General features: G+C 58.8%; 17 protein-coding genes and 2 pseudogenes. 9 read left to right on the top strand and 10 right to left on the bottom strand.

The window, feature by feature from the left end:
• Positions 1-58: 58 nt before the first annotated feature.
• The 7 genes and pseudogenes from AAAC48_RS06795 to AAAC48_RS06765 form a co-directional block, all read right to left on the bottom strand.
• The gene (locus AAAC48_RS06795) at positions 59-877 is read right to left on the bottom strand and encodes a carbohydrate ABC transporter permease (RefSeq protein WP_340653455.1); all 819 of its coding nucleotides are present in this window, start codon (positions 875-877) and stop codon (positions 59-61) included.
• A gap of 88 nt (positions 878-965) precedes the next feature.
• Positions 966-1,832, bottom strand: coding sequence for a sugar ABC transporter permease (locus AAAC48_RS06790; protein WP_340653453.1), 867 nt, complete (start codon positions 1,830-1,832; stop codon positions 966-968).
• Between the two features lie 2 nt (positions 1,833-1,834).
• On the bottom strand, positions 1,835-2,902 hold the full coding sequence (locus AAAC48_RS06785; RefSeq protein ID WP_340653452.1) for an ABC transporter ATP-binding protein: 1,068 nt from the start codon (positions 2,900-2,902) through the stop codon (positions 1,835-1,837).
• 9 nt (positions 2,903-2,911) lie between these two features.
• Positions 2,912-3,994: an ABC transporter ATP-binding protein gene (locus AAAC48_RS06780; RefSeq protein WP_340653451.1), complete on the bottom strand. Its 1,083-nt coding sequence runs from the start codon at positions 3,992-3,994 to the stop codon at positions 2,912-2,914.
• A gap of 63 nt (positions 3,995-4,057) precedes the next feature.
• Positions 4,058-5,614 carry a glycerol-3-phosphate dehydrogenase gene (gene glpD / locus AAAC48_RS06775; protein ID WP_340653450.1) on the bottom strand — a complete coding sequence of 519 codons (1,557 nt, stop codon included), beginning with the start codon at positions 5,612-5,614 and terminating at the stop codon, positions 4,058-4,060.
• Between the two features lie 97 nt (positions 5,615-5,711).
• Positions 5,712-6,476: pseudogene (locus AAAC48_RS06770) on the bottom strand (DeoR/GlpR family DNA-binding transcription regulator).
• Between the two features lie 96 nt (positions 6,477-6,572).
• A complete protein-coding gene (locus AAAC48_RS06765) occupies positions 6,573-7,598 on the bottom strand; it encodes a LacI family DNA-binding transcriptional regulator (protein WP_340653449.1) in 1,026 nt (341 codons plus the stop codon).
• A 166-nt stretch (positions 7,599-7,764) separates the two neighbouring features.
• Here AAAC48_RS06765 and denD point away from each other — a divergent pair, with 166 nt between their 5' ends.
• The 9 genes from denD (at position 7,765) to AAAC48_RS06720 (ending at position 17,492) form a co-directional block, all read left to right on the top strand.
• A complete protein-coding gene (gene denD, locus AAAC48_RS06760) occupies positions 7,765-8,754 on the top strand; it encodes a D-erythronate dehydrogenase (protein ID WP_340653448.1) in 990 nt (329 codons plus the stop codon).
• On the top strand, positions 8,751-9,524 hold the full coding sequence (locus AAAC48_RS06755) for an SDR family oxidoreductase (protein WP_340653447.1): 774 nt from the start codon (positions 8,751-8,753) through the stop codon (positions 9,522-9,524). The genes denD and AAAC48_RS06755 overlap by 4 nt, the downstream gene beginning before the upstream one ends.
• A 58-nt stretch (positions 9,525-9,582) precedes the next feature.
• On the top strand, positions 9,583-10,647 hold the full coding sequence (ugpC, locus tag AAAC48_RS06750) for a sn-glycerol-3-phosphate ABC transporter ATP-binding protein UgpC (protein WP_340653446.1): 1,065 nt from the start codon (positions 9,583-9,585) through the stop codon (positions 10,645-10,647).
• Positions 10,648-10,780: 133 nt separating this feature from the next.
• Positions 10,781-12,094 (top strand): ABC transporter substrate-binding protein, encoded by a 1,314-nt coding sequence (locus tag AAAC48_RS06745; RefSeq protein ID WP_340653445.1) that lies wholly within the window; start codon positions 10,781-10,783, stop codon positions 12,092-12,094.
• A 79-nt stretch (positions 12,095-12,173) separates the two neighbouring features.
• A complete protein-coding gene (locus tag AAAC48_RS06740) occupies positions 12,174-13,106 on the top strand; it encodes a sugar ABC transporter permease (RefSeq protein WP_340653444.1) in 933 nt (310 codons plus the stop codon).
• Between the two features lie 23 nt (positions 13,107-13,129).
• Positions 13,130-14,029, top strand: coding sequence for a carbohydrate ABC transporter permease (locus AAAC48_RS06735; RefSeq protein WP_340653443.1), 900 nt, complete (start codon positions 13,130-13,132; stop codon positions 14,027-14,029).
• Between the two features lie 16 nt (positions 14,030-14,045).
• A complete protein-coding gene (locus tag AAAC48_RS06730; protein WP_340653442.1) occupies positions 14,046-15,848 on the top strand; it encodes an IlvD/Edd family dehydratase in 1,803 nt (600 codons plus the stop codon).
• Between the two features lie 28 nt (positions 15,849-15,876).
• Complete coding sequence (locus AAAC48_RS06725) at positions 15,877-16,629, top strand: SDR family NAD(P)-dependent oxidoreductase (RefSeq protein ID WP_340653441.1); 753 nt, start codon at positions 15,877-15,879, stop codon at positions 16,627-16,629.
• 23 nt (positions 16,630-16,652) lie between these two features.
• Positions 16,653-17,492 (top strand): fumarylacetoacetate hydrolase family protein, encoded by an 840-nt coding sequence (locus AAAC48_RS06720; protein ID WP_340653440.1) that lies wholly within the window; start codon positions 16,653-16,655, stop codon positions 17,490-17,492.
• A gap of 93 nt (positions 17,493-17,585) precedes the next feature.
• On the opposite strand, the pseudogene AAAC48_RS06715 reads toward AAAC48_RS06720, so the two are convergent.
• The 3 genes and pseudogenes from AAAC48_RS06715 to AAAC48_RS06705 all read right to left on the bottom strand — a co-directional run.
• A pseudogene (locus AAAC48_RS06715) lies at positions 17,586-18,211 on the bottom strand (outer membrane protein).
• Between the two features lie 356 nt (positions 18,212-18,567).
• On the bottom strand, positions 18,568-23,169 hold the full coding sequence (locus AAAC48_RS06710) for a translocation/assembly module TamB domain-containing protein (protein ID WP_340653439.1): 4,602 nt from the start codon (positions 23,167-23,169) through the stop codon (positions 18,568-18,570).
• Positions 23,166-23,278 (bottom strand): BamA/TamA family outer membrane protein (locus AAAC48_RS06705; protein WP_340653454.1); only part of this gene is annotated, 113 nt, incomplete at its 5' end. The genes AAAC48_RS06710 and AAAC48_RS06705, both read right to left, overlap by 4 nt.

The raw sequence follows: 23,278 nt of genomic DNA, 5'->3' as shown, positions 1-23,278 counted from the left end.
AGGATCGTCAGGAAGAACAGCGCTGTCGGCAGTGTCCATGCCATCCATGAAAAGTTCATCATACCCTCCCCAGGGCAAAGCCCTTGGCGATGTAATTGCGGACGAAATAGATAACGATTGCACCGGGAATGATGGTCAACACGCCGGCGGCGGCGAGCACGCCCCAATCCAGACCGGAGGCGGAAACCGTGCGCGTCATGATGGCGGCGATCGGCTTTGCGGCAGTCGTCGTCAGGGTGCGGGCGATCAGCAATTCCACCCATGAGAACATGAAGCAGAAGAATGCCGCCACGCCGATACCACTGGCGATCAGCGGGATAAAGATCTTCACAAAGAAACGCGGGAAGGAATAGCCGTCAATATAGGCCGTTTCGTCGATCTCTTTCGGAACGCCCGACATGAAGCCTTCGAGGATCCAGACGGCGAGCGGTACGTTGAACAGGCAATGCGCCAGCGCCACAGCAATATGGGTGTCGATGAGACCAAAGGCCGAGTAGAGCTGGAAAAACGGCAACGCGAATACCGCGGGCGGCGCCATGCGGTTTGTCAGCAGCCAGAAAAACAGATGCTTGTCGCCCAGAAAGCGGTAGCGCGAGAAAGCATAGGCAGCCGGCAGGGCCGCCAGAACCGAGATCACAGTGTTCATCACCACATAGATGATGGAATTGATATACCCCTTGTACCACGACGGATCAGTGAAGATGACTGCGTAATTATGCAGTGTCGGGCTTTGCGGCCAGAGGGAGAAAGCACCGAGGATTTCCTGATTGGTCTTGAAGCTCATATTGATGAGCCAGTAGATCGGTAGCATCAGGAAGATGATGTAAAGGGTCGGGATGAGCCACCAGAACTTGGATTCATCGCCGCGCTTGCGCATCTTTCGCGCCAGCGCCTTGTCGATCTGCCGCTGTTCGGCTTCCGGCCGCTCGCTTGTGCGTGCAAGTGTTTCGTTGTGCACACTCATTTCAGCGCTCCGCATCGTAGTTGGTCATGACAGTGTAGAACACCCATGACATCAGCAGGATGATCAGGAAGTAGATAATCGACATCGCCGCTGCCGGCCCGAGGTCGAACTGACCGACCGCCATCTTGACCAGGTCAATCGACAGGAAGGTGGTCGAATTGCCGGGCCCGCCGCCGGTAACAACGAACGGCTCCGTATAGATCATGAATGAGTCCATGAACCGCAGGAGTACGGCGATGAGCAAAACGCGGTTCATCTTCGGCAGCTGGATGTAACGAAATACCGCCCAACGCGACGCGCCATCGATTTTCGCGGCCTGATAGAAGGCGTCGGGGATCGAGACAAGACCAGCATAGCACAGGAGCACGACGAGGCTCGTCCAGTGCCAGACATCCATGATGATCACGGTGAACCAGGCATGTGTCGGGTTCTGCACATAATTGTAGTTGATGCCGAGGCTTTCCAGTGTATGGCCAAGGAGCCCGATGTCGACACGGCCGAACACCTGCCAGATCGTGCCGACAACATTCCACGGGATGAGCAGAGGCAGCGCCATAAGCACAAGGCAGACGGGAACGCCCCAGCCCTTGCGCGGCATGTTGAGCGCGATGACGATGCCGAGTGGTATCTCGATCGCAAGGATGATGAAAGAGAAGATCAGATTGCGCCCGAGGGCAGCGTGGAAGCGCTCGGAATGCAGGATTTCGTCAAACCATTCGGTTCCGGCCCAGAAGAACTGGTTGTTGCCGAACGTATCCTGTACCGAATAATTGACCACGGTCATCAGCGGGATGACCGCTGAAAAGGCTACTAGCAGCAGGACCGGCAGGACCATGAACCAGGCTTTGTTGTTCCAGGTTTTTTCCATGGCTATTGTCCTCCAACCCGCCAGCTGTCGGCGTAGATATTGATGCCCTTCGGATCGAAGGCGATATGCGGTTCGGCGGGAATTTCTTCACCCTCGCCGACGATGACGGCGATGTCCTGATTTTCAAGGCGGGTACGGACGATCCTGTGCCGGCCGATATCCTCGATCTTGGCGATCTTGACCGGCATGCCGAGGCGTCCAAGCCGCACATATTCCGGACGAATCCCGAGTTCGACCTTGCCAGCTTGCGTGGGCATCGCCGGTGACGGCAGCTGGATCTGATGGCTGCCGATCTGGGCCATGCCGCCCGAAAGCTTCACAGGCATGACGTTCATGCCTGGTGAGCCGATGAAATAGCCGACAAATGTGTGCTTTGGCCGCTCGAAGAGCTCTTCAGGCGTGCCAATCTGAACGATCTCGCCATCATACATGACGACGACCTTCTGGGCGAAGGTCAGTGCCTCCGTCTGGTCGTGCGTGACATAGACCATGGTGTAGCCAAAGCGCTGATGCAGCTGTTTCAGCTGCGATCGCAGCACCCATTTCATGTGCGGATCGATAACCGTCAGTGGTTCATCGAACAGGATGGCGTTGACATCGGAGCGTACGAGGCCGCGGCCGAGCGAGATCTTCTGCTTCTGATCGGCCGTCAGGCCGCGTGCCTTCTTCTTGGCCCAGCTGGCTAGATCGATCATTTCCAGCGTTTCGCGCACCTTGCGGTCGATTTCCGCTTCCGGCACACCGCGATTGCGCAAGGGGAAGGCGAGATTGTCGTAGACGGTCATCGTGTCGTAGATGACCGGGAACTGGAACACCTGTGCGATGTTGCGCTCCTGGGTGGAGAGGTTGGTGACGTCCTCGCCGTTGAACAGCAATTGTCCGTGGGAGGGATGGATCAACCCGGAAATGATGTTGAGCAGGGTGGTCTTGCCGCAGCCGGACGGGCCGAGCAGCGCATAGGCGCCGCCATCCTCCCAGCTATGGTGCACTTCCTTCAGCGCGTAGTCCTTGTCCGATTTCGGATTGGGGCCGTAGGCGTGGCGGATATGGTTGAGATCGATGCGTGCCATGGTTGCCCCCTATGCCGCCAGTTTCTGGAGGCGGGTGACGGAATTGCCGCTCGCGTCGAAAATCATCAGGTTGCGCGGGTCGATGAATATGTCGATCACCTCGTCCGGCGTATAGACGTGGATGCCGTGCGTCAGCATGGTCCAGCGCGCATCGGCAAAGGACAGATGAACATAACTTTCCGAGCCGGTGATTTCTGTTGCGGTGACCGTTGCCTTCAGGCCGATCTCGCCGGGGTTGCTGCGACGGTTGGCGACATGATGCGGCTGGAAGCCGATCGTGTAGGTGCCATCGGCAATATCCGACAAGTGGGTGGGTACCGGCAGGGCGACACCGCCCTCCAGCTGGAATGCCTTGCCGAACTTGGCCAGCGCAATGGTGTTAAGCGGCGGATCGGCGAACGTCTGTGCGGTGATCAGATCATCCGGCTTGCGGAAGACGTCGATGGTTGGCCCGAACTGGGTGATACGGCCTTCAGACAGGGCCGCGGTATTGCCGCCAAGCAGCAGCGCTTCATGCGGCTCAGTGGTGGCATAGACGAATATCGTGCCGGATTCGGCAAAGATCTTCGGGAGTTCCTGGCGCAGCTCCTCGCGCAACTTGTAGTCGAGATTGGCCAGCGGCTCGTCGAGCAGCACAAGCTTGGCGTTCTTGACGATAGCGCGGGCCAGCGCGGTACGCTGCTGCTGTCCGCCGGAAAGATTGAGCGGCGTGCGGTCGAGATAGGGTGTGAGTTTCAGAAGTTCTGCAGCCTTGCGCACTTCGCGGTCGATCGTTGCGCTGTCAGCGCCGGCAACGCGCATCGGCGAGGCAATGTTCTCGTAGACCGTGAAGGCGGGATAATTGATGAACTGCTGATAGACCATGGCAACGGAGCGCTTCTGCACCGGTACGTCGGTCACATCCTTGCCGTCGAACCAGACCGAGCCGGAAGTCGGCACGTCGAGCCCGGCCATAATGCGCATGAGACTGGTCTTGCCGGACAGGGTCGGCCCGAGCAGGACATTCAGCGTCGCATGTTCCAAAGTCAGCGAAATATCGCTGAGATGGGGCTTGCCACCCACTACCTTGGATACGTTCCGCAATTCCAGCATTCCAGTTCCTCCCTGGGACAGTGCAGACACCTGCGTCCACATTGCCCCCCGCTTCAATCCAATCTATTCCGCCGCGAGCCTGCGCCGCCGGTCGACCGCATCCTGCATGAAACGATCGAGCGCGACTGCTTCGTCAGCGGTCAGATGCAAACCCTTCTTGGTGCGCCGCCACAAGACATCCTGCGCGGTTACCGCCCATTCGTACTTGATCTGGTAGCGCACTTCCGCCTCGTAGAGATCCGAGCCGAAATGCTTGCCGAGATCCTCGGTCGACGCCGCCTTGCCAAGCAACACGCGCGCCTTGGTGCCGTATAGCCGGAACAGGCGGTGCGCATGACGGGCGTCGAGAAACGGGTAGTCGGCCTTGAGTTTTTGCAATTCGGCATCGAAGGCCGTCGCCGCGAAATCGCCGCCTGGCAGCGTACCGTTCGCGGTCCAGGGCTTGCCCTTCTTGCCGAGCTGGTCTTCGATCTTTTCCAGCATATGCTCCGACAGGCGGCGATAGGTGGTGATCTTGCCGCCGAAAATGTTGAGGAGCGGCGCCCGGCCTTCCGGTGCATCGGCCTTCAGGACATAATCGCGCGTGGCTTCCTGCGCCTTCGATGCACCGTCATCATAAAGCGGACGGACGCCGGAGTAGGTCCACACGACATGTTCACGCTTGACCGGCTCGACAAAATATTCGCTGGCGGCAGCGCAGAGATAGTCGATCTCGGCATCGCTGATTTTCACCTCGGCCGGATTGCCGTGATAATCCTGATCGGTGGTGCCGATGAGGGTGAAATCCTGCTCGTAGGGGATGGCGAAGATAATGCGGCCGTCGGTATTCTGGAAGAAATAGGCGCGCGGATCATCGAATTTCTTCTTCACGACGATATGGCTGCCCTGCACGAGGCGGACATTGTGCGCATTGTTGCTGCCGATCACTCCGGTCAGTACCTCATCAACCCAAGGGCCCGCGGCATTGACCAAAAGGCGCGAGCGGACTTCCTCGGTGGCGCCGGTCAGGCCATCCTGCAGGGTCAGCGCCCAGACATTGGCGTCGCGGCGGGCACTAATGACCTTTGTGCGGGTGCGGATGACCGCGCCGCGATCTGCCGCATCGCGGGCATTCAGGGCGACGAAGCGGGCATCATTGACCCAGCAATCGGAATATTCGAAGGCCTTGGTGTAGAGCGACTTCAGCGGCTTCGCAGCCGGATCGCGGGTCATGTCCAGCGTCCGCGTCGCCGGAAGCTTCTTGCGCCCGCCAATGTGATCGTAAAGGAAGAGACCAAGCCGCAGAAGCCAGGCCGGGCGAAGGCCGGCATGGTGAGGCAGGACAAAGCGCATCGGCCAGATGATATGCGGCGCATTGGCCCAGAGCACTTCGCGCTCCATCAGCGATTCACGCACCAGCCTGAACTCGTAATATTCGAGATAGCGCAGGCCGCCATGGATGAGCTTGGTGGAACCAGAAGACGTGCCGCTGGCCAGATCGTTCATTTCGGCCAGAAAGACCGAGTAGCCACGACCAACAGCGTCACGCGCGATGCCGCATCCATTGATGCCACCGCCGACAACGAAGATGTCGTAGACTTCACCAGTCAAACCTTGCCTCCCTATTTCGCAACGCACCATCCCCTCGCAATTGCGAAAGATACATGATATATTTACGAAAGCAATACGAAACTAAAATGAACTATAGCGTGCATCGCAAACCTGCACAAGTGCCCCGTCAAACCGATGTTTCGATGAGGCGAACATCAGCATCAGCGCAAATCTGGCGGATTGCCGCGCTTTCGCAGCGATCGGTGATAAAGGTGTGAACCTGCGACAGGTGGCCGATGCGCACGGGCGCCGTGCGCTCGAATTTCGTCGAGTCAGAAACCAGAATCACGTGGCGCGCATTGGCCATGATCGCCTGTGCAACCTTGACTTCGCGAAAATCGAAATCGAGCAACGCACCGTCGCTGTCGATGGCAGAGGTGCCGATGACAGCGAAATCCACCTTGAACTGACGAATGAAATCGACGGCGGCCTCGCCGACAATTCCGCCATCCGAACCGCGTACGACGCCGCCGGCAATCACCACCTCGAGATCCGGGTAAACGCGTAACTTATTGGCAACATTGATATTATTTGTGATTATCATCAAACCCTTGCGGTCAAGCAGCGCCTGCCCCACTGCTTCGGTCGTTGTTCCGATATTGACGAACAGCGAGGCATTGTCCGGGATAAGGTTCGCCGCAGCACGGCCGATTGCTTCCTTCTCGCTCGCGGCAATCTGCCTGCGCGCTTCATATTCGAGGTTCTGGATGCCGGAAGGAAACAATGCGCCGCCGTGAATGCGGGTGAGCAGACGCTGATCGCACAGGTCGTTGAGATCCTTGCGTATGGTCTACGGCGTCAGGTTGAAATGAACGGCGAGATCATCCACCAGGACCCGGCCATGCTCTTTGGCCATTTCCAGAATTTCGGCGTGTCTTGGTGAAAGGAACATGGCAAGTACTTTCATTTTCGTTTTCCCGGTATGTTATACGAAAACGAAAATGCGTTCCTGTCAATTGGAGACAAAGCGAAACCGGCTAGTTTGCGGTTACGCGGTCGCTCCCTCGATAATATCGAAGCCCGTATTGATGATGGTTTTTTCCAAAGGCCGCTCACGGCTTTCGAGCAGCTTCTCGGCCGCGGTCTTGCCGATCAGGAAGCGCTTAGAGAGGATCGTAGACAGCGGCATGGACATTGCCTGACCGATATCGAGCCCGTTGAAGCCGAATATTCCAAGCTGCTCCCTGACGGTAATCCCGGTATGCATACAGTGGAAAATTCCGCCCATCGCCATATCATCATTGGGAAACACCACCACATCGAGCCCGGGCTCAGTAGCGAGAAGAATCTCCAGCGAATCACGCCCGGCCATGGTCGAACTTGGGCCCGGATGACGATGTTCGGCCACCAATGAGAGCCCGGCTTCCTGCAATGAAGCGCGCAACCCCTCGTAGCGGGCTGTGGCACGATCGTCAAAGACGACACTATGTCCCGCATAGCCGAAGCGACGATAGCCGCGTTGGATAAGGTGCTGCCCAGTGTCATAACCGGCCTGACGGTGCGACATACCAACAGCGATATCGACTGGGTCGCCGTCAATATCCATGAGTTCGGCAACGCGGAACCTTCCATGCTCGAGATGGCGGCGTGCGGTCGGCGTATGATGAAGCCCGGCGAGGATCACCGCTGCCGGCTGCCAGGCCAGGAACGAGACAAGAATGCGTTCCTCGATCAGCGGATCATAATCCGTCACGCCGATTACCGGTTGAAACGCCGTTTCTGTAAGTGCCGTATGGATTCCACGCAGCACGTCCGGAAAGACGATGTTGGAGAGCGAAGGCAAAAGGACGCTCATCAATGTGGATCCGGCAGAAGCGAGGCTTCCTGCGGCGCGGTTTGGGATATAACCGAGCTTCTCAATAGCGTTGAGCACGCGCGCGCGGGTTGCGTCGGCTATCGGTCCCTGGGCACGGACGACGCGCGACGCGGTAATTTCGCTTACGCCTGCCAGCCGCGCGACATCGACCAAGGTCGGCATGTCGGGACTTCGGTGAGCGTTGCGTTTGCGCGACATGGCCTCCCCAATCCAGTGCGTCAGAAAAGAATAATGACAGCGCTACCATAAAACGCTTGATGAATGCTAGTCATTATGCATAACTTTATGACAGCGCTGTCATAGGTTGGTTTTTGACAGCGCTTATAGGCGCCTGAGGAGAGGCCTGCAGGGAGGTTTATCGCATATGCATGTGCTCGTTATCGGCGCAGCCGGAATGGTTGGCCGCAAATTGCTGGACAAGATCGCGGCTGAGCCCGGCGCGCTGGGCGCAGATATCGACAAGCTGACGCTGGTCGACGTCTTTGAACCTGTTGCGCCAACTGTGTTCGCAGTCATTTCGGCGACCAAGGCGGCGGACCTTTCTGACCCTGGCGTTGCGGACTCGCTGATTGCCGGACGCCCCGACATGATCTTCCATCTGGCGGCCATCGTCTCCGGCGAAGCTGAAGCCGATTTCGAAAAGGGCTACAAGGTCAATCTCGACGGTACGCGTGCCCTGTTCGAGGCGATCCGCCTGGAGGGGAACAAGGCTCCCTACAGGCCGCGCGTGGTATTCGCCTCATCGATTGCCGTGTTTGGCACACCGTTCCCTGACAAGATTGGCGATGAGTTCTTTACAACCCCGCTGACCAGTTATGGCACGCAGAAGGCAATCTCCGAACTTCTTCTGTCCGATTACAGCCGCCGTGGCTTCTTTGACGGGATTGGTATTCGTCTTCCGACGATCTGCATTCGCCCCGGCAAGCCGAACAAGGCAGCCTCTGGCTTCTTCTCCAATATCCTGCGCGAACCCCTTGCCGGGCAGGAAGCAATCCTGCCGGTCGACGAAAATGTTCGCCACTGGTTTGCCAGCCCGCGCTCGGCAGTGGGATTCTTCATTCATGCAGCCACGCTCGACTTGGACAATGTTGGTGCACGGCGCAATCTTTCCATGCCGGGCCTTTCCGCATTGGTCGGGGAGGAAATCGCCGCATTGGAGCGCGTCGCGGGTGAAAAGGCGGTCAAGCTGATCCGGCGCGAACCGGATCCGACGATCCAGAAGATCGTTGCAGGCTGGGCGACAGATTTTGACACGACGCGCGCAACAAAGCTTGGCTTCAAGGCAGAAACAGCCTTTGATGACATTATCAAGGCACACATCGAAGACGAACTGGGTGGAAAGATTCCAGCATGACCAAGGAAAACTCGGGCAAAGGCAAGATCGCATTGGTGACCGGCGGCGGCACCGGTGTCGGCAGGGCCATTACCAGTGCATTGCTTGGCGCAGGCTATACGGTCGTGATCTCTGGCCGGCGCAAGGACGTGCTCGATGATGCAGCAAAGGCGCTCGCCGCCGAGACAAATGGCAATGTCAAGGCGATCACTGCCGACGTTAGCGACCCGATATCGGTTGCAGCGCTATTCGAGGCGATCAAATCCGAGTTCGGACGGCTGGACCTTCTCGTCAACAATGCCGGGGTCAATGTACCAAACATCCCGATGGAAGAACTCACCTTCGACCATTGGAACGCCATCGTTGGCGCCAACCTGACCGGCGTCTTCCTGTGCACGCAGCAGGCTATGAAATTGATGAAGGCACAGTCGCCGCGCGGCGGGCGCATCATCAACAATGGTTCCATTTCGGCGCAAACACCGCGCCCCTATTCCGCGCCCTATACGGCGACGAAACACGCAGTCACTGGTCTCACCAAATCGACGGCGCTGGATGGCCGGCCGTTCGATATTGCCTGCGGTCAGATCGACATTGGCAATGCGACGACCGAGATGACATCGAAGATGGCGAGCGGTGTGCTGCAGGCCAATGGCGAGACGGCAAGCGAGCCGACAATCCCGGCGCATCATATCGGCGACGCGGTGGTTCATATGGCCAGCCTGCCGCTTGAGGCCAATGTGCTGACCATGACGATCATGGCGACGAAAATGCCGCTGGTCGGAAGAGGATAGAGAGACTGGACGGCGCTTTGGGAGAAGCATCGTCAACGATAAATCTGGAGGAACGGGCATGGCATCTGTCGAATTCGCCGACGTACGAAAATCATTCGGGACACATCCGGTAATCAAGGGCGTTGATATCGAGATTGATGATGGCGAATTCGTCATTCTCGTCGGCCCGTCAGGCTGTGGAAAGTCCACACTCCTGCGCATGCTGGCGGGGCTTGAGAATATTTCAGCCGGCGAGATCCGCATTGGCGGAAAGGTCGTCAATGGTCTCGCGCCGAAAGAACGCGACATCGCCATGGTGTTCCAGAACTATGCGCTTTATCCGCACATGACGGTCGCCGACAATATGGCCTTCTCCCTGACGCTTAAGGGTGCGCCCAAATCCGAGATTGAAAAACGGGTCAGACCTGCAGCGGAAATTCTTGGCCTCACGCATCTTCTCGATCGCTTTCCGCGCCAGCTTTCCGGCGGCCAGCGCCAGCGCGTTGCCATGGGCCGCGCTATCGTGCGCGATCCGCAGGTTTTCCTCTTCGACGAACCGTTGTCGAACCTTGACGCCAAGCTGCGCGTTGCCATGCGGGCAGAGATCAAGGAATTGCACCAGCGTCTGAAGACAACCACTGTCTACGTTACACACGACCAGATCGAAGCCATGACCATGGCCGACAAGATCGTGGTCATGCATGAGGGCGTCGTCGAGCAGATCGGCGCGCCGCTTGAACTCTATGACCAGCCGGCCAATCTCTTCGTCGCAAGCTTTATCGGTTCGCCGGCAATGAACATGATCAAGGGCAAGCTCGACCCGAGTGATGGGGAAAAATTCATTACCGAAAAGGGTGTAGTTCTGCCGGTGGCCAAAGCTCCGGAAAGCGCCAGGGGACGTGCGCTGATCTATGGGCTGCGCCCGGAGCACATGACGATCGCCAATGGCGGCATCCCTGCCGAAGTGGTGGTTATCGAACCGACAGGCTCGGAAACGCAGATGATCATGCGGATCGGCGGCGACGATATAACCGGCGTTTTCCATCAGCGCATCAGCGCGCGCCCGGGCGAAATCGTCGGCCTGTCGATTCATGCGGAGGCGACGTACCTGTTCGATGCGGAGACTGGCAAACGCCTCGTCTGAGAGTTACCTAAGCTGCGCCTGCCATTCGGGGAAACAGGCCGCGGTGAAAAGTTCCCCGATCCAATTGGCCCAGAATGTGGGAGCATTTTGAAGGGGGCCAGTGTCCATTCGGTCGTTAAATGGAGGAGCATCAATGACCATCAACAGAAGACATCTTCTCGGCGCATCTGCCGGGCTCGTTGCCGCTGCAGGGCTGAACCGGCTCGGCCTAAGCCCTGCTTTCGCCCAATCGGCCCCTGCCTACAAGCCGGAGGAAGGCGCAACGCTTCGTCTCTTGCGCTGGGTGCCGTTCGTTCCCGCAGAAGAGGCCGCATGGCTCGCCAACACCAAGAAGTTCACCGACGCCACCGGCGTGCAGGTGCGTATCGACAAGGAAAGCTGGGAGGATGTTCGCCCGAAAGCTGCCGTTGCCGCCAATGTCGGCACGGGGCCGGACATGGTGATGAGCTGGTTCGACGATCCGCAGCAATATCCGGACAAGCTGATCGAAGTGAGCGAACTCGGCGAATATCTCGGCAAGACGCATGGCGGCTGGTATTCGGGCCTTGAAGGCTATGCCAAGCGGGACGGCAAGTTCATCGCGCTTCCGCTTTGTGCGATCGGCAATGCCGTTGTCTATCGTGACAGCCACGTGAAGGCCGCAGGCTTCAGCGAATTCCCGAAGGATACGGCGGGCTTCCTTGAACTGTGCAAGGCGATGCATGCCAAGGGAACGCCCGCAGGCTTCCCCCACGGCAAGGCAGTGGGCGACGGCAACAATTACGCGCACTGGCTTTTGTGGAGCCATGGCGGCAAGATGGTCGACGAGAGCGGCAAGGTTGTGATCAACAGCCCAGAGACGCTGGCGTCGGTCAAATATGCGCAGGAACTCTACAAGACCTTCATTCCGGGTACGGAAAGCTGGCAGGACGTCAACAACAACCGCGCGTTCCTAGCGGGGCAGATATCGCTGACCGCCAATGGCGTTTCGGTTTATTACACCGCCAAGAAAGACCCCGCCATGGCAGCGATCGCCGAGGATATGCGCTCGACCAACCTGCCCATCGGGCCGGTCGGCCAATCGGTCGAACTGCACCAGACCTCGACGATCTCCATCTTCAAGCACACCAAATATCCGGAAGCGGCCAAGGCCTATCTGCAGTTCATGTATCAGGCCGACAACATGAATGCCTGGATCGAGGGCGCCAGCGCCTACTGCTGCCAGCCGCTCAAGGAATTTGCGGCCAATCCGGTGTGGAAATCGAACCCGATCCACGCGGCCTATGCCAAGGCTTCGGAAAGCCTGCGGCCGAACGGCTATGCTGGCCCGCTCGGAACGGCGTCCGCCGGCGTCATGGCCGATTATGTGCTGGTCGACATGTACGCAACAGCCGTGACCGGTCAGATGACGGCGGAAGACGCCATCGCCCAGGCCGAAAAGCGAGCCAACCGCTATTACAACGTCTAGGCAATGCAACCGGCCTTTCGCCGTTCTCCTGGACAGCGAAAGGCCAAATCATTGCTGACGAGGAAACCGGAGACATCCGATGACAATGACGCAAACCGCAAGACAGGAATCCGCCTTCGGCTCCCTCGCCCGCAGCAACACGGCGATCGGCGCGCTGTTCATGTTGCCGGCCGCGGCGTTTCTCCTCTGCTTTCTCACCTACCCGCTGGGTCTCGGTGTCTGGCTTGGATTTACCGATGCGAAGATCGGCCGCGATGGCATCTTCATCGGCCTCGAAAACTATCAGGCGCTAGCCAGCGATTCCGTCTTCTGGATGGCGGTCTACAACACCGTGTTCTACACGCTTATCGCGTCGATCCTCAAATTCATCTTTGGCCTGTGGCTGGCGCTGATCCTCAACGAGCACCTGCCATTCAAATCCTTTTTCCGCGCCATCATTCTCTTGCCCTGGGTGGTTCCGACCGTCTTGTCGGCGCTTGCCTTCTGGTGGATCTACGATGCGCAGTTCTCGATCATTTCCTGGTCGCTGATGAAACTCGGCTGGATCCACAGCCCGATCAACTTCCTCGGTGACCCGACCAATGCGCGTATTTCGGTGATTGCCGCCAATGTCTGGCGCGGCATTCCCTTTGTCGCGATTTCACTGCTTGCCGGCCTGCAGACCATTCCGCAATCGCTGCACGAAGCCGCCTCGCTTGACGGCGCCACCGGCTGGCAACGTTTCCGCTTCATCACCCTGCCGATGCTGACGCCTATCATCGCCGTGGTCATGACATTCTCGGTGCTGTTCACCTTCACCGATTTCCAGCTGATTTATGTTTTGACCAAGGGCGGCCCGGTCAACGCCACGCACCTCATGGCGACGCTGTCGTTCCAGCGCGGTATTCCCGGTGGCCAGCTTGGCGAAGGCGCGGCGATCGCGGTTGCCATGATCCCCTTCCTGCTAGCCTCGATCCTGTTCTCATTCTTCGGCCTGCAGCGCCGCAAATGGCAACAGGGCGGACAAGACTGAGCGCGGCGAGGAGGAGAGTTATCATGAGCATTTCCGAACAGACCAATATCCAGCCGCTGACCGACGATGCACAGGGCATGAGCTATCTAAACCGGCTGCCGCGCCGCATCGTCGTCCTCTACCTGCCGCTTGCGGTTTTCGTCTTCGTGCTGCTGTTCCCGTTCTACTGGATGGCGATCACGGCGGTGAAACCCAATTCGCAGCTGACGGACTACAGCAATTACAGCCCGTTCTGGGTGGTGGGACCGACGCTCGACCATATCAAATATCTGCTGTTCGAAACCTCCTATCCGGGTTGGTTGTGGAACACCTTGGTCGTCTCGGTTTGCGCGACTGCATTGTCACTGGCAGCTTCGGTCTTAGCCGCCTATGCCATCGAACGCGTGCGCTTCTCGGGCTCGCGCTCGGTCGGCCTGATGATCTTCCTCGCCTATCTTGTGCCGCCATCGATCCTGTTCATTCCCCTGGCAGTGATCGTCTTCAAATTCGGCATCTATGATACCAAGCTGGCGCTGATCTTCACCTATCCGACCTTCCTCATTCCGTTCTGCACATGGCTCTTGATGGGTTACTTCCGCTCGATCCCATTCGAACTCGAAGAGAGCGCCCTCGTCGACGGCGCATCGCGCTGGCAGATCCTCATCAGGGTCATATTGCCGCTGGCGGTGCCGGGATTGATCTCGGCCGGCATTTTTGCCTTCACTTTATCGTGGAATGAGTTCATCTATGCACTGACCTTCATCCAATCCTCGGAAAACAAGACTGTCCCGGTCGGCGTCCTGACGGAACTGGTGCGAGGGGATGTTTTCGAGTGGGGTTCACTGATGGCAGGCGCCCTCTTCGGGTCGTTGCCCGTCGTCATTCTCTACTCGTTTTTTGTCGACTATTACGTTTCTTCCATGACCGGCGCGGTCAAGGAATAGCTGGAGTTTCTTTCAAATGACGACGTCCAAAGCCCCGAAAAAACTCCGTTCGCAGGAATGGTGGGACAATCCCGACAATCCGGGAATGACGGCGCTTTATCTCGAGCGCTATCTCAACTACGGCCTGACACGTGAAGAATTGCAATCTGGCAAGCCGATCATTGGCATCGCCCAGACCGGCTCTGACCTGTCGCCATGCAACCGCCACCATATCGAGCTCGCCAAACGGGTGCGTGATGGCATTGTCGCAGCAGGCGGTATTCCCTTCGAGTTTCCGGTGCATCCCATCCAGGAAACGGGCAAGCGTCCCGGTGCAGCGCTCGACCGCAACCTTGCCTATCTCGGCCTTGTGGAAGTGCTGTTCGGCTACCCGCTCGATGGCGTTGTCCTGACCATAGGCTGCGACAAGACTACACCTGCAATGCTGATGGGCGCTGCGACCGTGAATATTCCGGCAATCGCCCTTTCCGTCGGTCCGATGCTCAACGGCTGGCACCGCGGCGAACGTACCGGCTCCGGCACAATCGTGTGGAAGTCGCGCGAGAAGCTTTCCTCTGGCGAGATCAATTACGACCAGTTCATGGACATCGTCGCCTCCTCCGCGCCCTCCGTCGGCTATTGCAACACAATGGGTACGGCAACGACGATGAATTCGCTGGCCGAAGCGCTCGGCATGGAATTGCCGGGCGGCGCGGCCATCCCCGCTCCCTATCGCGAACGCGGACAGGCGGCCTATGAGACCGGCAAGCGCATCGTCGACATGGTGCGCGAAGATCTGAAGCCATCGGATATCATGACGCGCGCAGCCTTCGAAAATGCCATCGTCATCAATTCCGCGATTGGCGGTTCGACGAATGCGCCGATCCATCTGAACGCCATCGCCCGTCACCTCGATATCCCGCTCGACAATGACGATTGGCAGGCCATCGGTCATGATGTGCCGCTGCTGGTCAATCTGCAGCCGGCGGGCGAATATCTTGGCGAGGACTATCATCGCGCGGGCGGCGTTCCCGCCGTGGTTGCCGAACTGATGAAGGCGCGCAAGCTGCCGCATCCCGGTGCCCTGACCGTCAACGGCAAGAGCATTGGCGCAAACTGCGAGAACGCCGAAAATCTCAACACCGACGTCATCAAGCCCTATGATGCGCCACTGAAGAAGAAGGCCGGCTTCATCAACCTGAAAGGCAATCTCTTCGACAGCGCCATCATGAAGACCAGCGTGATTTCAGACGAGTTCCGCGAGCGCTACCTTTCCAACCCGGATGATCCCGAGGCATTCGAAGGCATCGCCGAAGTTTTCGACGGGCCAGAGGACTATCATCACCGTATCGACGATCCCAAGCTTGCGCTCAATGAGAACAGCATTCTGATCATGCGCGGCACCGGTGCGATTGGCTATCCCGGCGCGGCGGAAGTCGTCAACATGCAGCCACCGGCATATCTGCTGAAGATGGGCATTCACGCCCTCCCCTGCCTTGGTGATGGACGCCAATCCGGCACCTCCGGCTCGCCATCCATTCTCAATGCTTCACCCGAAGCTGCGCTCAATGGTGGACTGGCTTTGGTGCGGTCGGGCGATCATCTGCGCATCGACCTCAGGAAGGGCACGGCAGATATCCTTATCGACGATGAGGAGTTGCAGAAGCGCAAGGACGATCTTAGGGCAGCAGGTGGGTACAAGTATCCGGCGAGCCAGACACCGTGGCAGGCAATCCAGCGCGGCATGGTCGGTCAACTGGACGAAGGCATGGTGCTAAAACCTGCGGTCGAATTCCAGCGGATCGCCCAGACGAAGGGACTGCCGCGCGACAATCACTGATCTGCTCACGGGGAGGAACAAAAGCAGCATGGCGAATTCCATACGGCGCTATGAGGGGCGGCACGCGGTCATTACCGGTGGCGCCTCGGGCATCGGCTTCAAGACGGCGGAGCGGATCGTGTCGGAGGGCGGCACGGTCAGCCTCTGGGATGTCGATACCGCGAAGATCGACGAGGCCAAAGGCGCGCTCGGCGCTGCGGCGCATGGCATAGGCCTCGACGTTGCGGACCCGGACCAGGTGGAGAAGGCGGCGCGGGAAACGGCCAGGGCCTATGGCAAGATCGATGTATTGGTGTGTTCCGCCGGCATCACGGGACCCAATGCCAAGGTCGCCGACTATCCGATCGACCAGTGGAAGCGGGTCTTCGATATCAACCTGAACGGCGTGTTTTATTGCAATCGTTTCGTCGTGCCGATCATGCAAAGGGCAGGCTACGGTCGCATCGTCAATGTCGCGTCGATTGCCGGCAAGGAGGGCAACCCCAATGCCTCGGCCTATAGCGCGTCCAAGGCAGCTGTGATCGGCCTCACTAAATCGCTCGGCAAGGAACTCGTCAGCGACGGCATCACCGTCAATGCGATCACGCCGGCAACGGTCGACACGCCGATCCTCCAGCAGCTGCAGCCGTCCTTTATCGACTATATGCTCGCAAAGATTCCCATGCAGCGCTTCGGCAAGGTCGAAGAGCTGGCGTCGCTGATCACCTGGATCGCCAGCGAGGAATGCTCGTTCACGACGGGCGCCGTCTTCGATATTTCCGGTGGCCGTGCCACCTACTGATCCCAAGCTAGAAAGGTTATTCCATGAAACTTGTGCGCTATGGTCCTGCCGGTCAGGAAAAGCCGGGTCTTGTCGACACGGATGGCAAGGTTCGCGATCTCTCCGGACGCGTGAAAGACATCGCCGGTGAAGCGATTTCGCCGGAGGGACTGAAGAAGCTCGCGGCGATCGATCCTGCCTCGCTGCCAGAAGTCGACGTGACCCGCTACGGGCCCTGCGTGGCTGGAACGGGCAAGTTCATCTGCATCGGCCTCAACTACTCCGACCATGCGGCCGAGACCGGGGCCAAGGTGCCGCCGGAGCCAATCATCTTCATGAAGGCCACCTCGGCCATCGTCGGCCCGAATGACAACGTGGAAATTCCGCGCGAGTCGCTGAAGACCGACTGGGAAGTTGAACTTGGCGTGGTCATCGGCAAGCATGCGAAATATGTCAGCGAAGACGAGGCGCTGGATTATGTAGCCGGCTATTGCCTGATCAATGATGTGTCTGAACGCGCTTTCCAGGCCGAACGTCAGGGCCAATGGACCAAGGGCAAGAGCTGCGACACCTTTGGCCCGACCGGCCCCTGGCTCGTGACCAAGGATGAGATCGAGGATCCGCAGAACCTGAAGATGTGGCTCGAGGTCAATGGCCACCGCTACCAGAACGGCTCGTCCGCAACGATGGTTTACGGCGTCAAATATCTGGTCTCATACCTGTCGCAATTCATGAGCCTGCACCCGGGCGATATCATCTCGACCGGCACGCCGCCAGGCGTCGGCCTTGGCCAGAAGCCCAACGTGTTCCTGAAAGCCGGCGACGTAATCACCCTTGGCATCGAAGGTCTGGGCGAGCAGCGGCAAGAGGTTGTACAGGGATAATTGGTCCTGCACTCGTATCGTGCGTGGTTCGAGCCACGCACGATGGAAATGCAAGACTATGGCTCAATAATCCTATTCCCCCCACCCATCATACTAAAACCGGTAGTTGAGCCCGGCTTTCAGTTCATGGCTAGCGATATCGGTTTCCGACTTGCCGAGGGCGGATGTCGTTTCCACATTGGGCGTGCGGACATAGTTGTATTCTACCTTGGCGGAGAGTCCACCGGCAAAGGCCTGCTCGATACCGGCACCTGCCAGATAACCGGGTTTCCAACCGTCGCTTCCACGCAGATTATCGCCCTTGTCGAATTTGGTTAGCGCCACGCCTCTATTGCGTAAAGCAAGGTCTGGTCGAAGCTCAGACCGGCCTTGGCCTTGGCAGCGCCACGCCATTTTTCCTCGACCTTGCCTCCCTCTACCTTGTGCTGCGCGCCGCCAAGGTAAGAGCCTTCGATTTCGGCACCCAGAACCGCGGGGCCCATCTGGTAGTTGTAGCCGGCCTGAACGCCACCGCTGACCCCATTCCTGTCCGCAAAGGGGTTGGGCATTTTGGTGAAAGCCGTGCCGCCATGCGCTCCTATGTAGGCACCGCTCCATTGGAAGGCTGGAGGGTTATTGTAGGCAGGAGACGTGTCGTAGAGATCAGCCGCAGTGGCTGGGCCGTTCGCGGCAAATGCAAGCATACCTGCCGCCAGGATCATGATTCTTTGAGAGGACATCGCATTACTCCAACACATAGGCGTGCATCGTCGCTCAGCTGTCCGGTGACACATCGATGCACAGATTGACGCTCTAAGAGCAGACCTTTTGGGGCAGTCATGCTCCGGTTCGGATGTCTCTCGCTCGCAATGATCCGCGCAACCAATTGCCCGAAAGACCGGTTCTATCTCGCAGTTGAAAATTGCACGCACATTGCGCGACACGGAGAAATGGAATTTTTTCGCTTAATTTTCAACCAATTAGAGGAATTTCGTTTAGAGTTTCTTAACGATTTAGCCGGGTTCCGCCCCTCCGCCGGCCGTGAGCTTTACCGGAGTGCGATGGGGAGCCGTTGCTTGGAGCCGGGCGTTTTCTCTCAGTAATCTTTCTCGAAGAACAGGCCAGCGCCGGAATCGCCATCGCTGCCGACGGAACCCTTGGCCTTCAAGTTTGGCGTGATATCGAGATTGATTGTACCCTTGGTCTTTCCCGCGGCGCCAGCTTCAACACCCAGATAGACATTGTCGCGGATGTAGCGGCCGGCGCGCACTCCGGCGTTGCCCTGGCTGTCGGTCACCACATCGAGATCGTCAAGGCCAGTGCTCTTGCGCAGGCTGTCGAGCAGCGAGGAATTCGACCGGCCGGCAAGTTCTGCTGCGGCAGCGGCCAGACGGGCAACCTGTAGCGGCGACAGTTCGCTGATCGAGCGGTTGAAGATCAGCCGCGCCATCACCTCGTCCTGCGGCAGTTCCGGTTGGGACGAGAAGGTGATCTGCAGGTCCGAGACACGGCCCCTGACCGTGACATTCACGGTAATGTCGGTGCCCTGCGTGCTGGCGACGAAGTTCAGCTCAGGGTCAAGATCGCCAACCAGCGTCACCTGACCTTCGGTGAAGGTGATGCGCTGGCCAAGGATGCCAAGGCGGCCACGGATGAGGTCGAACGCGCCAACCGGCTGGATATCGGTGGCGGGGCCGGTCAAACGCACAGAGCCTCCGATTTCCGCATCGAGCCCGCGACCGCGGATGAAGATCTTGTTGGGTGCGGTGACGTTGATATCGAGTCGCACGACGCTGGGACGAGCTGTTGATGTTGTCACTTGCGGTTGGTCGGCCTTGGCCCGTTTCAATGTCTGTGCAACGGCCTTTGACGGGTCCTTATGCTTGACGTCGATGACCGCGCTAGAGCCGCCGAAGCTTTCCGGAACAGTGATTTCGGCGCGGTCGATATTGATGTTGCCGGAAATCACCGGATCGCGGGTCAGAGGCCCTTTGACGGCGAGCGCGCCGGTGACCGTAGCAACCACGAGATTGCCATCGGCATAGCGCGCCTTGTCGAGCTTGATGTCGATATTCGCCGGGAAATTGGCAGCCGCATCTGTCGAAATCGTACCTGTGGCACTGATCGTGCCGCCGGTGGAAAGCGCGGCATTCAACGTGCGGATTGTAACGGTTCTGCCTTCCATGCTGCCGAGCAGGGTGATCCGCTGCAGCCTTATATTGGCCTGCGGATCGATCACTTCGGCTCCGCTGGTCGAGAACGTACCGCGGATTTGCGGTTGCGCGAAACTGCCCGTTACCGATGCGGTCACTTCGATCGCGCCCTTTGCCTGCGTGCCGCGATCCGCCATGAAGCGATTGGCTAGCGACAGGGGAATATTGCCGGTTATATTGATGCCAAGGCCAGAGCCCGACGCAGGGACATTGCCGTTGGCGGAAACTGTGAAGCCTTGCGGCCCATCCGCCTTGGCCGAGGAAAGCGTCAGCGTGTTGTTGGCGAAGCGTCCGGCGGCCGCCAGCTGCAACGGCGAGAGGCCGGCTTCTTGCAGCGGTTTGGCGGAAAGCCCCGCGCCCTTCAGGTCGAACGCGGCATTGGGCTTCTGCAATGTGCCGGTGACACGGCCACGGCCAGAAATATTCCCGGCCAGGTTCTGGCCCTTGACGACTCCGTTCAATGCGTTGAGCGGGAAACTCTTGAGATCGAAATCGACGCCAAGCTGGCCCTGTGCAAGCGGCACCGAACCCTTGGCGGAGGCGTCGAGCCCACCGGCCCCAGTCAGATGGGCATCGACATTCAGCTGGTCGGTGGTCGAAGTACCCTTCGCGTCGAGATTGAGCGCGTCGAGCCCGGCTTGCTTGAGTGCGGCAGCGGTGATGGCACGGGCCTTTACGTCGAAATTGACGTCCGGCTTCTGGCGCGTGCCTCCAATCTTCGCGGTGCCGTTGATCTCGCCGCCAAGGCCCAGATCCGGCTTGACCGTGTTCGCAATGTCGAGTGGCAGCTTCTGGATGGCAACGGCGAGGTTGAGGGTTTCAGCGACTTCGCCGCTGACCGTCACCTTGCCCTGGCCGACATCGAGAATGATGTCACTGAGTGAGAAATTGCTGCCGGCAACATTGATCGTGGCAGGCTGGACCAGCCTGGCGCTCAGTGCGCCGCGCGTGAGATCGGCATTGGCCAGCGACAGCAGGTAGCCCGTGTCCGTCGGCTGCAGCGAGCCGCCAACGGACGTCCTGGCGCCATTGTTCAGGCCGGCATTCATCTTGAAATTGGTAATCTTTCCATCCTGATTCGCCTGCGCGTCAAGGCTGGTGATATCGATGCCGGACGCCGAGACATTGGAGGCCGTCACCGAACCATTGGCTGAGGGAACCTTGAAGATGTCCTGCGCCGCCAGCGCGATCGCTGCCTTGCCGACGACGATGTCATTGGCTTTCAAACCGTCGATCTGACCCTTGATATCAACATTCTGCTTTTCGTCATCATGGGCGAGTGCGATGGTCGCATCGGCTTTGCCTGTCGCCTCCACGAGGAACAGTGCCGCGGCGGTCGACACATCGCTGGAAGCCAGCGTCAGATTGCCCTGAAGCAGACCCTTTTTATCCTGCGTGACATCGCCGCGAAGCCGGGTGCCGCCGGCAATGAACTGGATATTGCTGAGACGCTTCTCATCCTCGTGCAGGGCGATTTGCGTTGCAAGGTCGGCGCGGATTCCATCCAGGAACGCAAGGCCAGAGAGCTTGCCATCGACGACGCCCTTGTAGAGCGTACCGTTGAATGTCACGTCGCCCTGCGTCAACTTGCGGCCGGACAATGTCCCCTCCGGCACACCGGCGTTGAAGGCAAGGGCGATGATATTGTCCTGGCCGCGGGCGCTGCCCTTGACCTTCAGCGGACCGCCGGCCTTTTGCGAAAGCAAGGCGAGGTCGGTCAGATCAAGACCGAAATCGAAATTCGCCGCGCCGCTGGCGAAGGTGCCGTTGGCGGTGACCAACGTCTGCGGGTTTACAATCTTGAAATTCCTGGCACTGAGGCCGTTCGCGTTGCGGGCCAGACCACCGGTGATGCGTGTCTCGCCTGCAAGCACCTTGTCGGCCGCATCGATGCCGAGCTGCATGCCAGTGGCGAAACCGTCAAGCATCAGGTCAAAGCCGCCGGTCAATACCTCGACGAGACCAGTGGCCTTCAGATCGATCGAGCCGGTGATGTCGCGGCCGGCCAGCGCGGAGAACGGCGCGATGCTCGAGGCCTTGACGAAAATGTCACCACTATAGGCAAAATCGTTGATGGTGCCGGTGAGCGACGCGCTCAAGCCATTGGCGGCGACCAGCGCCTGCTTGAGATTGACAGGACTTCCGGCTTTCCAGTCGCCATTGATTTTGAGCTGAATAAGCTCACCCAGCGCTTCGGCGATATCCGCGCGCTTGGCGGTGATGCCGGAAACATCGCCGGTTACATCATAGGTCAGCGAGCGCGCTGTGGGATTGTCGATGTTCTGGGCAAGCCCCTTCCCAACAAGATTGATGGATTTCGAGGCAAAGCTGTCCGATGTGAAGTTTGTTACCTCGACGCTGCTGGTCCAGTCATCGCCCCGATTGGTGCCGTAGGCCACCGCAAGCACCGCCTTGTCGAGCGTAGTCTGCCCGCCCTTCACAGGCAGGATGACTTTCTTGCCGGTCGGATCAGCAATCGTCGCATCGACTTTCAAGCGGCGGAGGAAGCCGTCATTGGTGGTCTCGCCGGTTGCATCGAGTGCAAGTGCATTGCTCTTGATGTTCAACCGGTCAAGCGCCACACCCCCGGCATCGCGCAGCTTGCCATTGACAATAAGCGCCGTTTCATTGCCGAAGAAATCGCGGAAGACGGGCGGGATCAATGTGGCGATCTCGCCATTGAGCGTGGTTTTGAAGCCAAGCCCGTCGCTCTGGCGGTTGAGCCTGGTCTCGCCGGTGAGCACGCGCTTGCTGGCCGCATCGAGCGTAAGCTGCAAGGCAAGGTCGCTCAAGGGGCCCGAGCCCTTCAGCGCCAGCGCGACGGGCGGCTTGCCTTCGATGTTGAGGAGATTGGCAACGATGCCGTTCTGCGGTTCGTTCAGCGTCAGATCGAGATCGAGTTTCTGGCTTTCATTGGCATAGGCCGCCTTGATTTTGAACTCACCGCCGGGACCATCGAGGCGTTGCACCTGCAAGTTGGAATCGAGTGATCCGCCTTCCAGCTTGAGATTGCCCGCCAGCGAGATTTCCGACTTCAGACCGAAAACGCCGTCACCAAAGGCAATGCGCCCGATCTGCAGGTCCTGCAGGATCACAGCCAGCGGCAGTTCCGGCAAGCTGAAGCCCTTGGCTTCCGGCGACGGAAGGCTCTCATCGGGCAGCGGCTTGCGCAGGATATCGATCCGCTCGGCGCCAAGGCTGTTGATGTCGAGGCGCCCGCGCAGCAGAGCGAGACGGCTCCAGACGATTTTCGCATTGGTTATCTTCAGCCAGATGCCTTCGCGGTCGGCGATCGTAATGCTGCCGATGCTTGCTTCAGACGAGAGTACGCCCTGAATGTTGGATATGACGATCTGGCGGTTCGGCGTTGACAGCTGATCCTGAACGAAACTCAGGAAATAAGATTTCTCCGCCTCGGCGCTATCCTGCGCGAGCGCCGGAGCTGCGAAGAGCAAAAGAAAAAGGGCTGCCAAAATCCGGGTCAAAACGCCTGTCCTATGCCAACGTAGAAAGCAAAACTGGGATCGTCCGACGTCCGGTCAAGCGGCACCGCGAAATCGAGGCGGATCGGACCAAGGCCGGTATTGTAGCGCA

The organism is Phyllobacterium sp., assembly GCF_037994405.1.
Classification (GTDB): Bacteria; Pseudomonadota; Alphaproteobacteria; order Rhizobiales; family Rhizobiaceae; genus Phyllobacterium.
The sequence above is the reverse complement of the archived record's forward strand: the minus strand, read 5'-3'. Positions and strand labels throughout refer to the sequence as shown.

What these genes read in the sequence shown, in the direction of transcription:
- AAAC48_RS06745 (WP_340653445.1), top strand. Translation starts at nt 10,781, where the DNA reads ATGACCATCAACAGAAGACATCTTCTCGGCGCATCTGCCGGGCTCGTT.
- denD (WP_340653448.1), top strand. Translation starts at nt 7,765, where the DNA reads ATGCATGTGCTCGTTATCGGCGCAGCCGGAATGGTTGGCCGCAAATTG.
- AAAC48_RS06780 (WP_340653451.1), bottom strand. Translation starts at nt 3,994, where the DNA reads ATGCTGGAATTGCGGAACGTATCCAAGGTAGTGGGTGGCAAGCCCCAT.
- ugpC (WP_340653446.1), top strand. Translation starts at nt 9,583, where the DNA reads ATGGCATCTGTCGAATTCGCCGACGTACGAAAATCATTCGGGACACAT.
- AAAC48_RS06740 (WP_340653444.1), top strand. Translation starts at nt 12,174, where the DNA reads ATGACAATGACGCAAACCGCAAGACAGGAATCCGCCTTCGGCTCCCTC.
- AAAC48_RS06725 (WP_340653441.1), top strand. Translation starts at nt 15,877, where the DNA reads ATGGCGAATTCCATACGGCGCTATGAGGGGCGGCACGCGGTCATTACC.
- AAAC48_RS06795 (WP_340653455.1), bottom strand. Translation starts at nt 877, where the DNA reads ATGCGCAAGCGCGGCGATGAATCCAAGTTCTGGTGGCTCATCCCGACC.
- glpD (WP_340653450.1), bottom strand. Translation starts at nt 5,614, where the DNA reads ATGGTGCGTTGCGAAATAGGGAGGCAAGGTTTGACTGGTGAAGTCTAC.
- AAAC48_RS06730 (WP_340653442.1), top strand. Translation starts at nt 14,046, where the DNA reads ATGACGACGTCCAAAGCCCCGAAAAAACTCCGTTCGCAGGAATGGTGG.
- AAAC48_RS06735 (WP_340653443.1), top strand. Translation starts at nt 13,130, where the DNA reads ATGAGCATTTCCGAACAGACCAATATCCAGCCGCTGACCGACGATGCA.
- AAAC48_RS06765 (WP_340653449.1), bottom strand. Translation starts at nt 7,598, where the DNA reads ATGTCGCGCAAACGCAACGCTCACCGAAGTCCCGACATGCCGACCTTG.
- AAAC48_RS06790 (WP_340653453.1), bottom strand. Translation starts at nt 1,832, where the DNA reads ATGGAAAAAACCTGGAACAACAAAGCCTGGTTCATGGTCCTGCCGGTC.
- AAAC48_RS06785 (WP_340653452.1), bottom strand. Translation starts at nt 2,902, where the DNA reads ATGGCACGCATCGATCTCAACCATATCCGCCACGCCTACGGCCCCAAT.
- AAAC48_RS06755 (WP_340653447.1), top strand. Translation starts at nt 8,751, where the DNA reads ATGACCAAGGAAAACTCGGGCAAAGGCAAGATCGCATTGGTGACCGGC.
- AAAC48_RS06720 (WP_340653440.1), top strand. Translation starts at nt 16,653, where the DNA reads ATGAAACTTGTGCGCTATGGTCCTGCCGGTCAGGAAAAGCCGGGTCTT.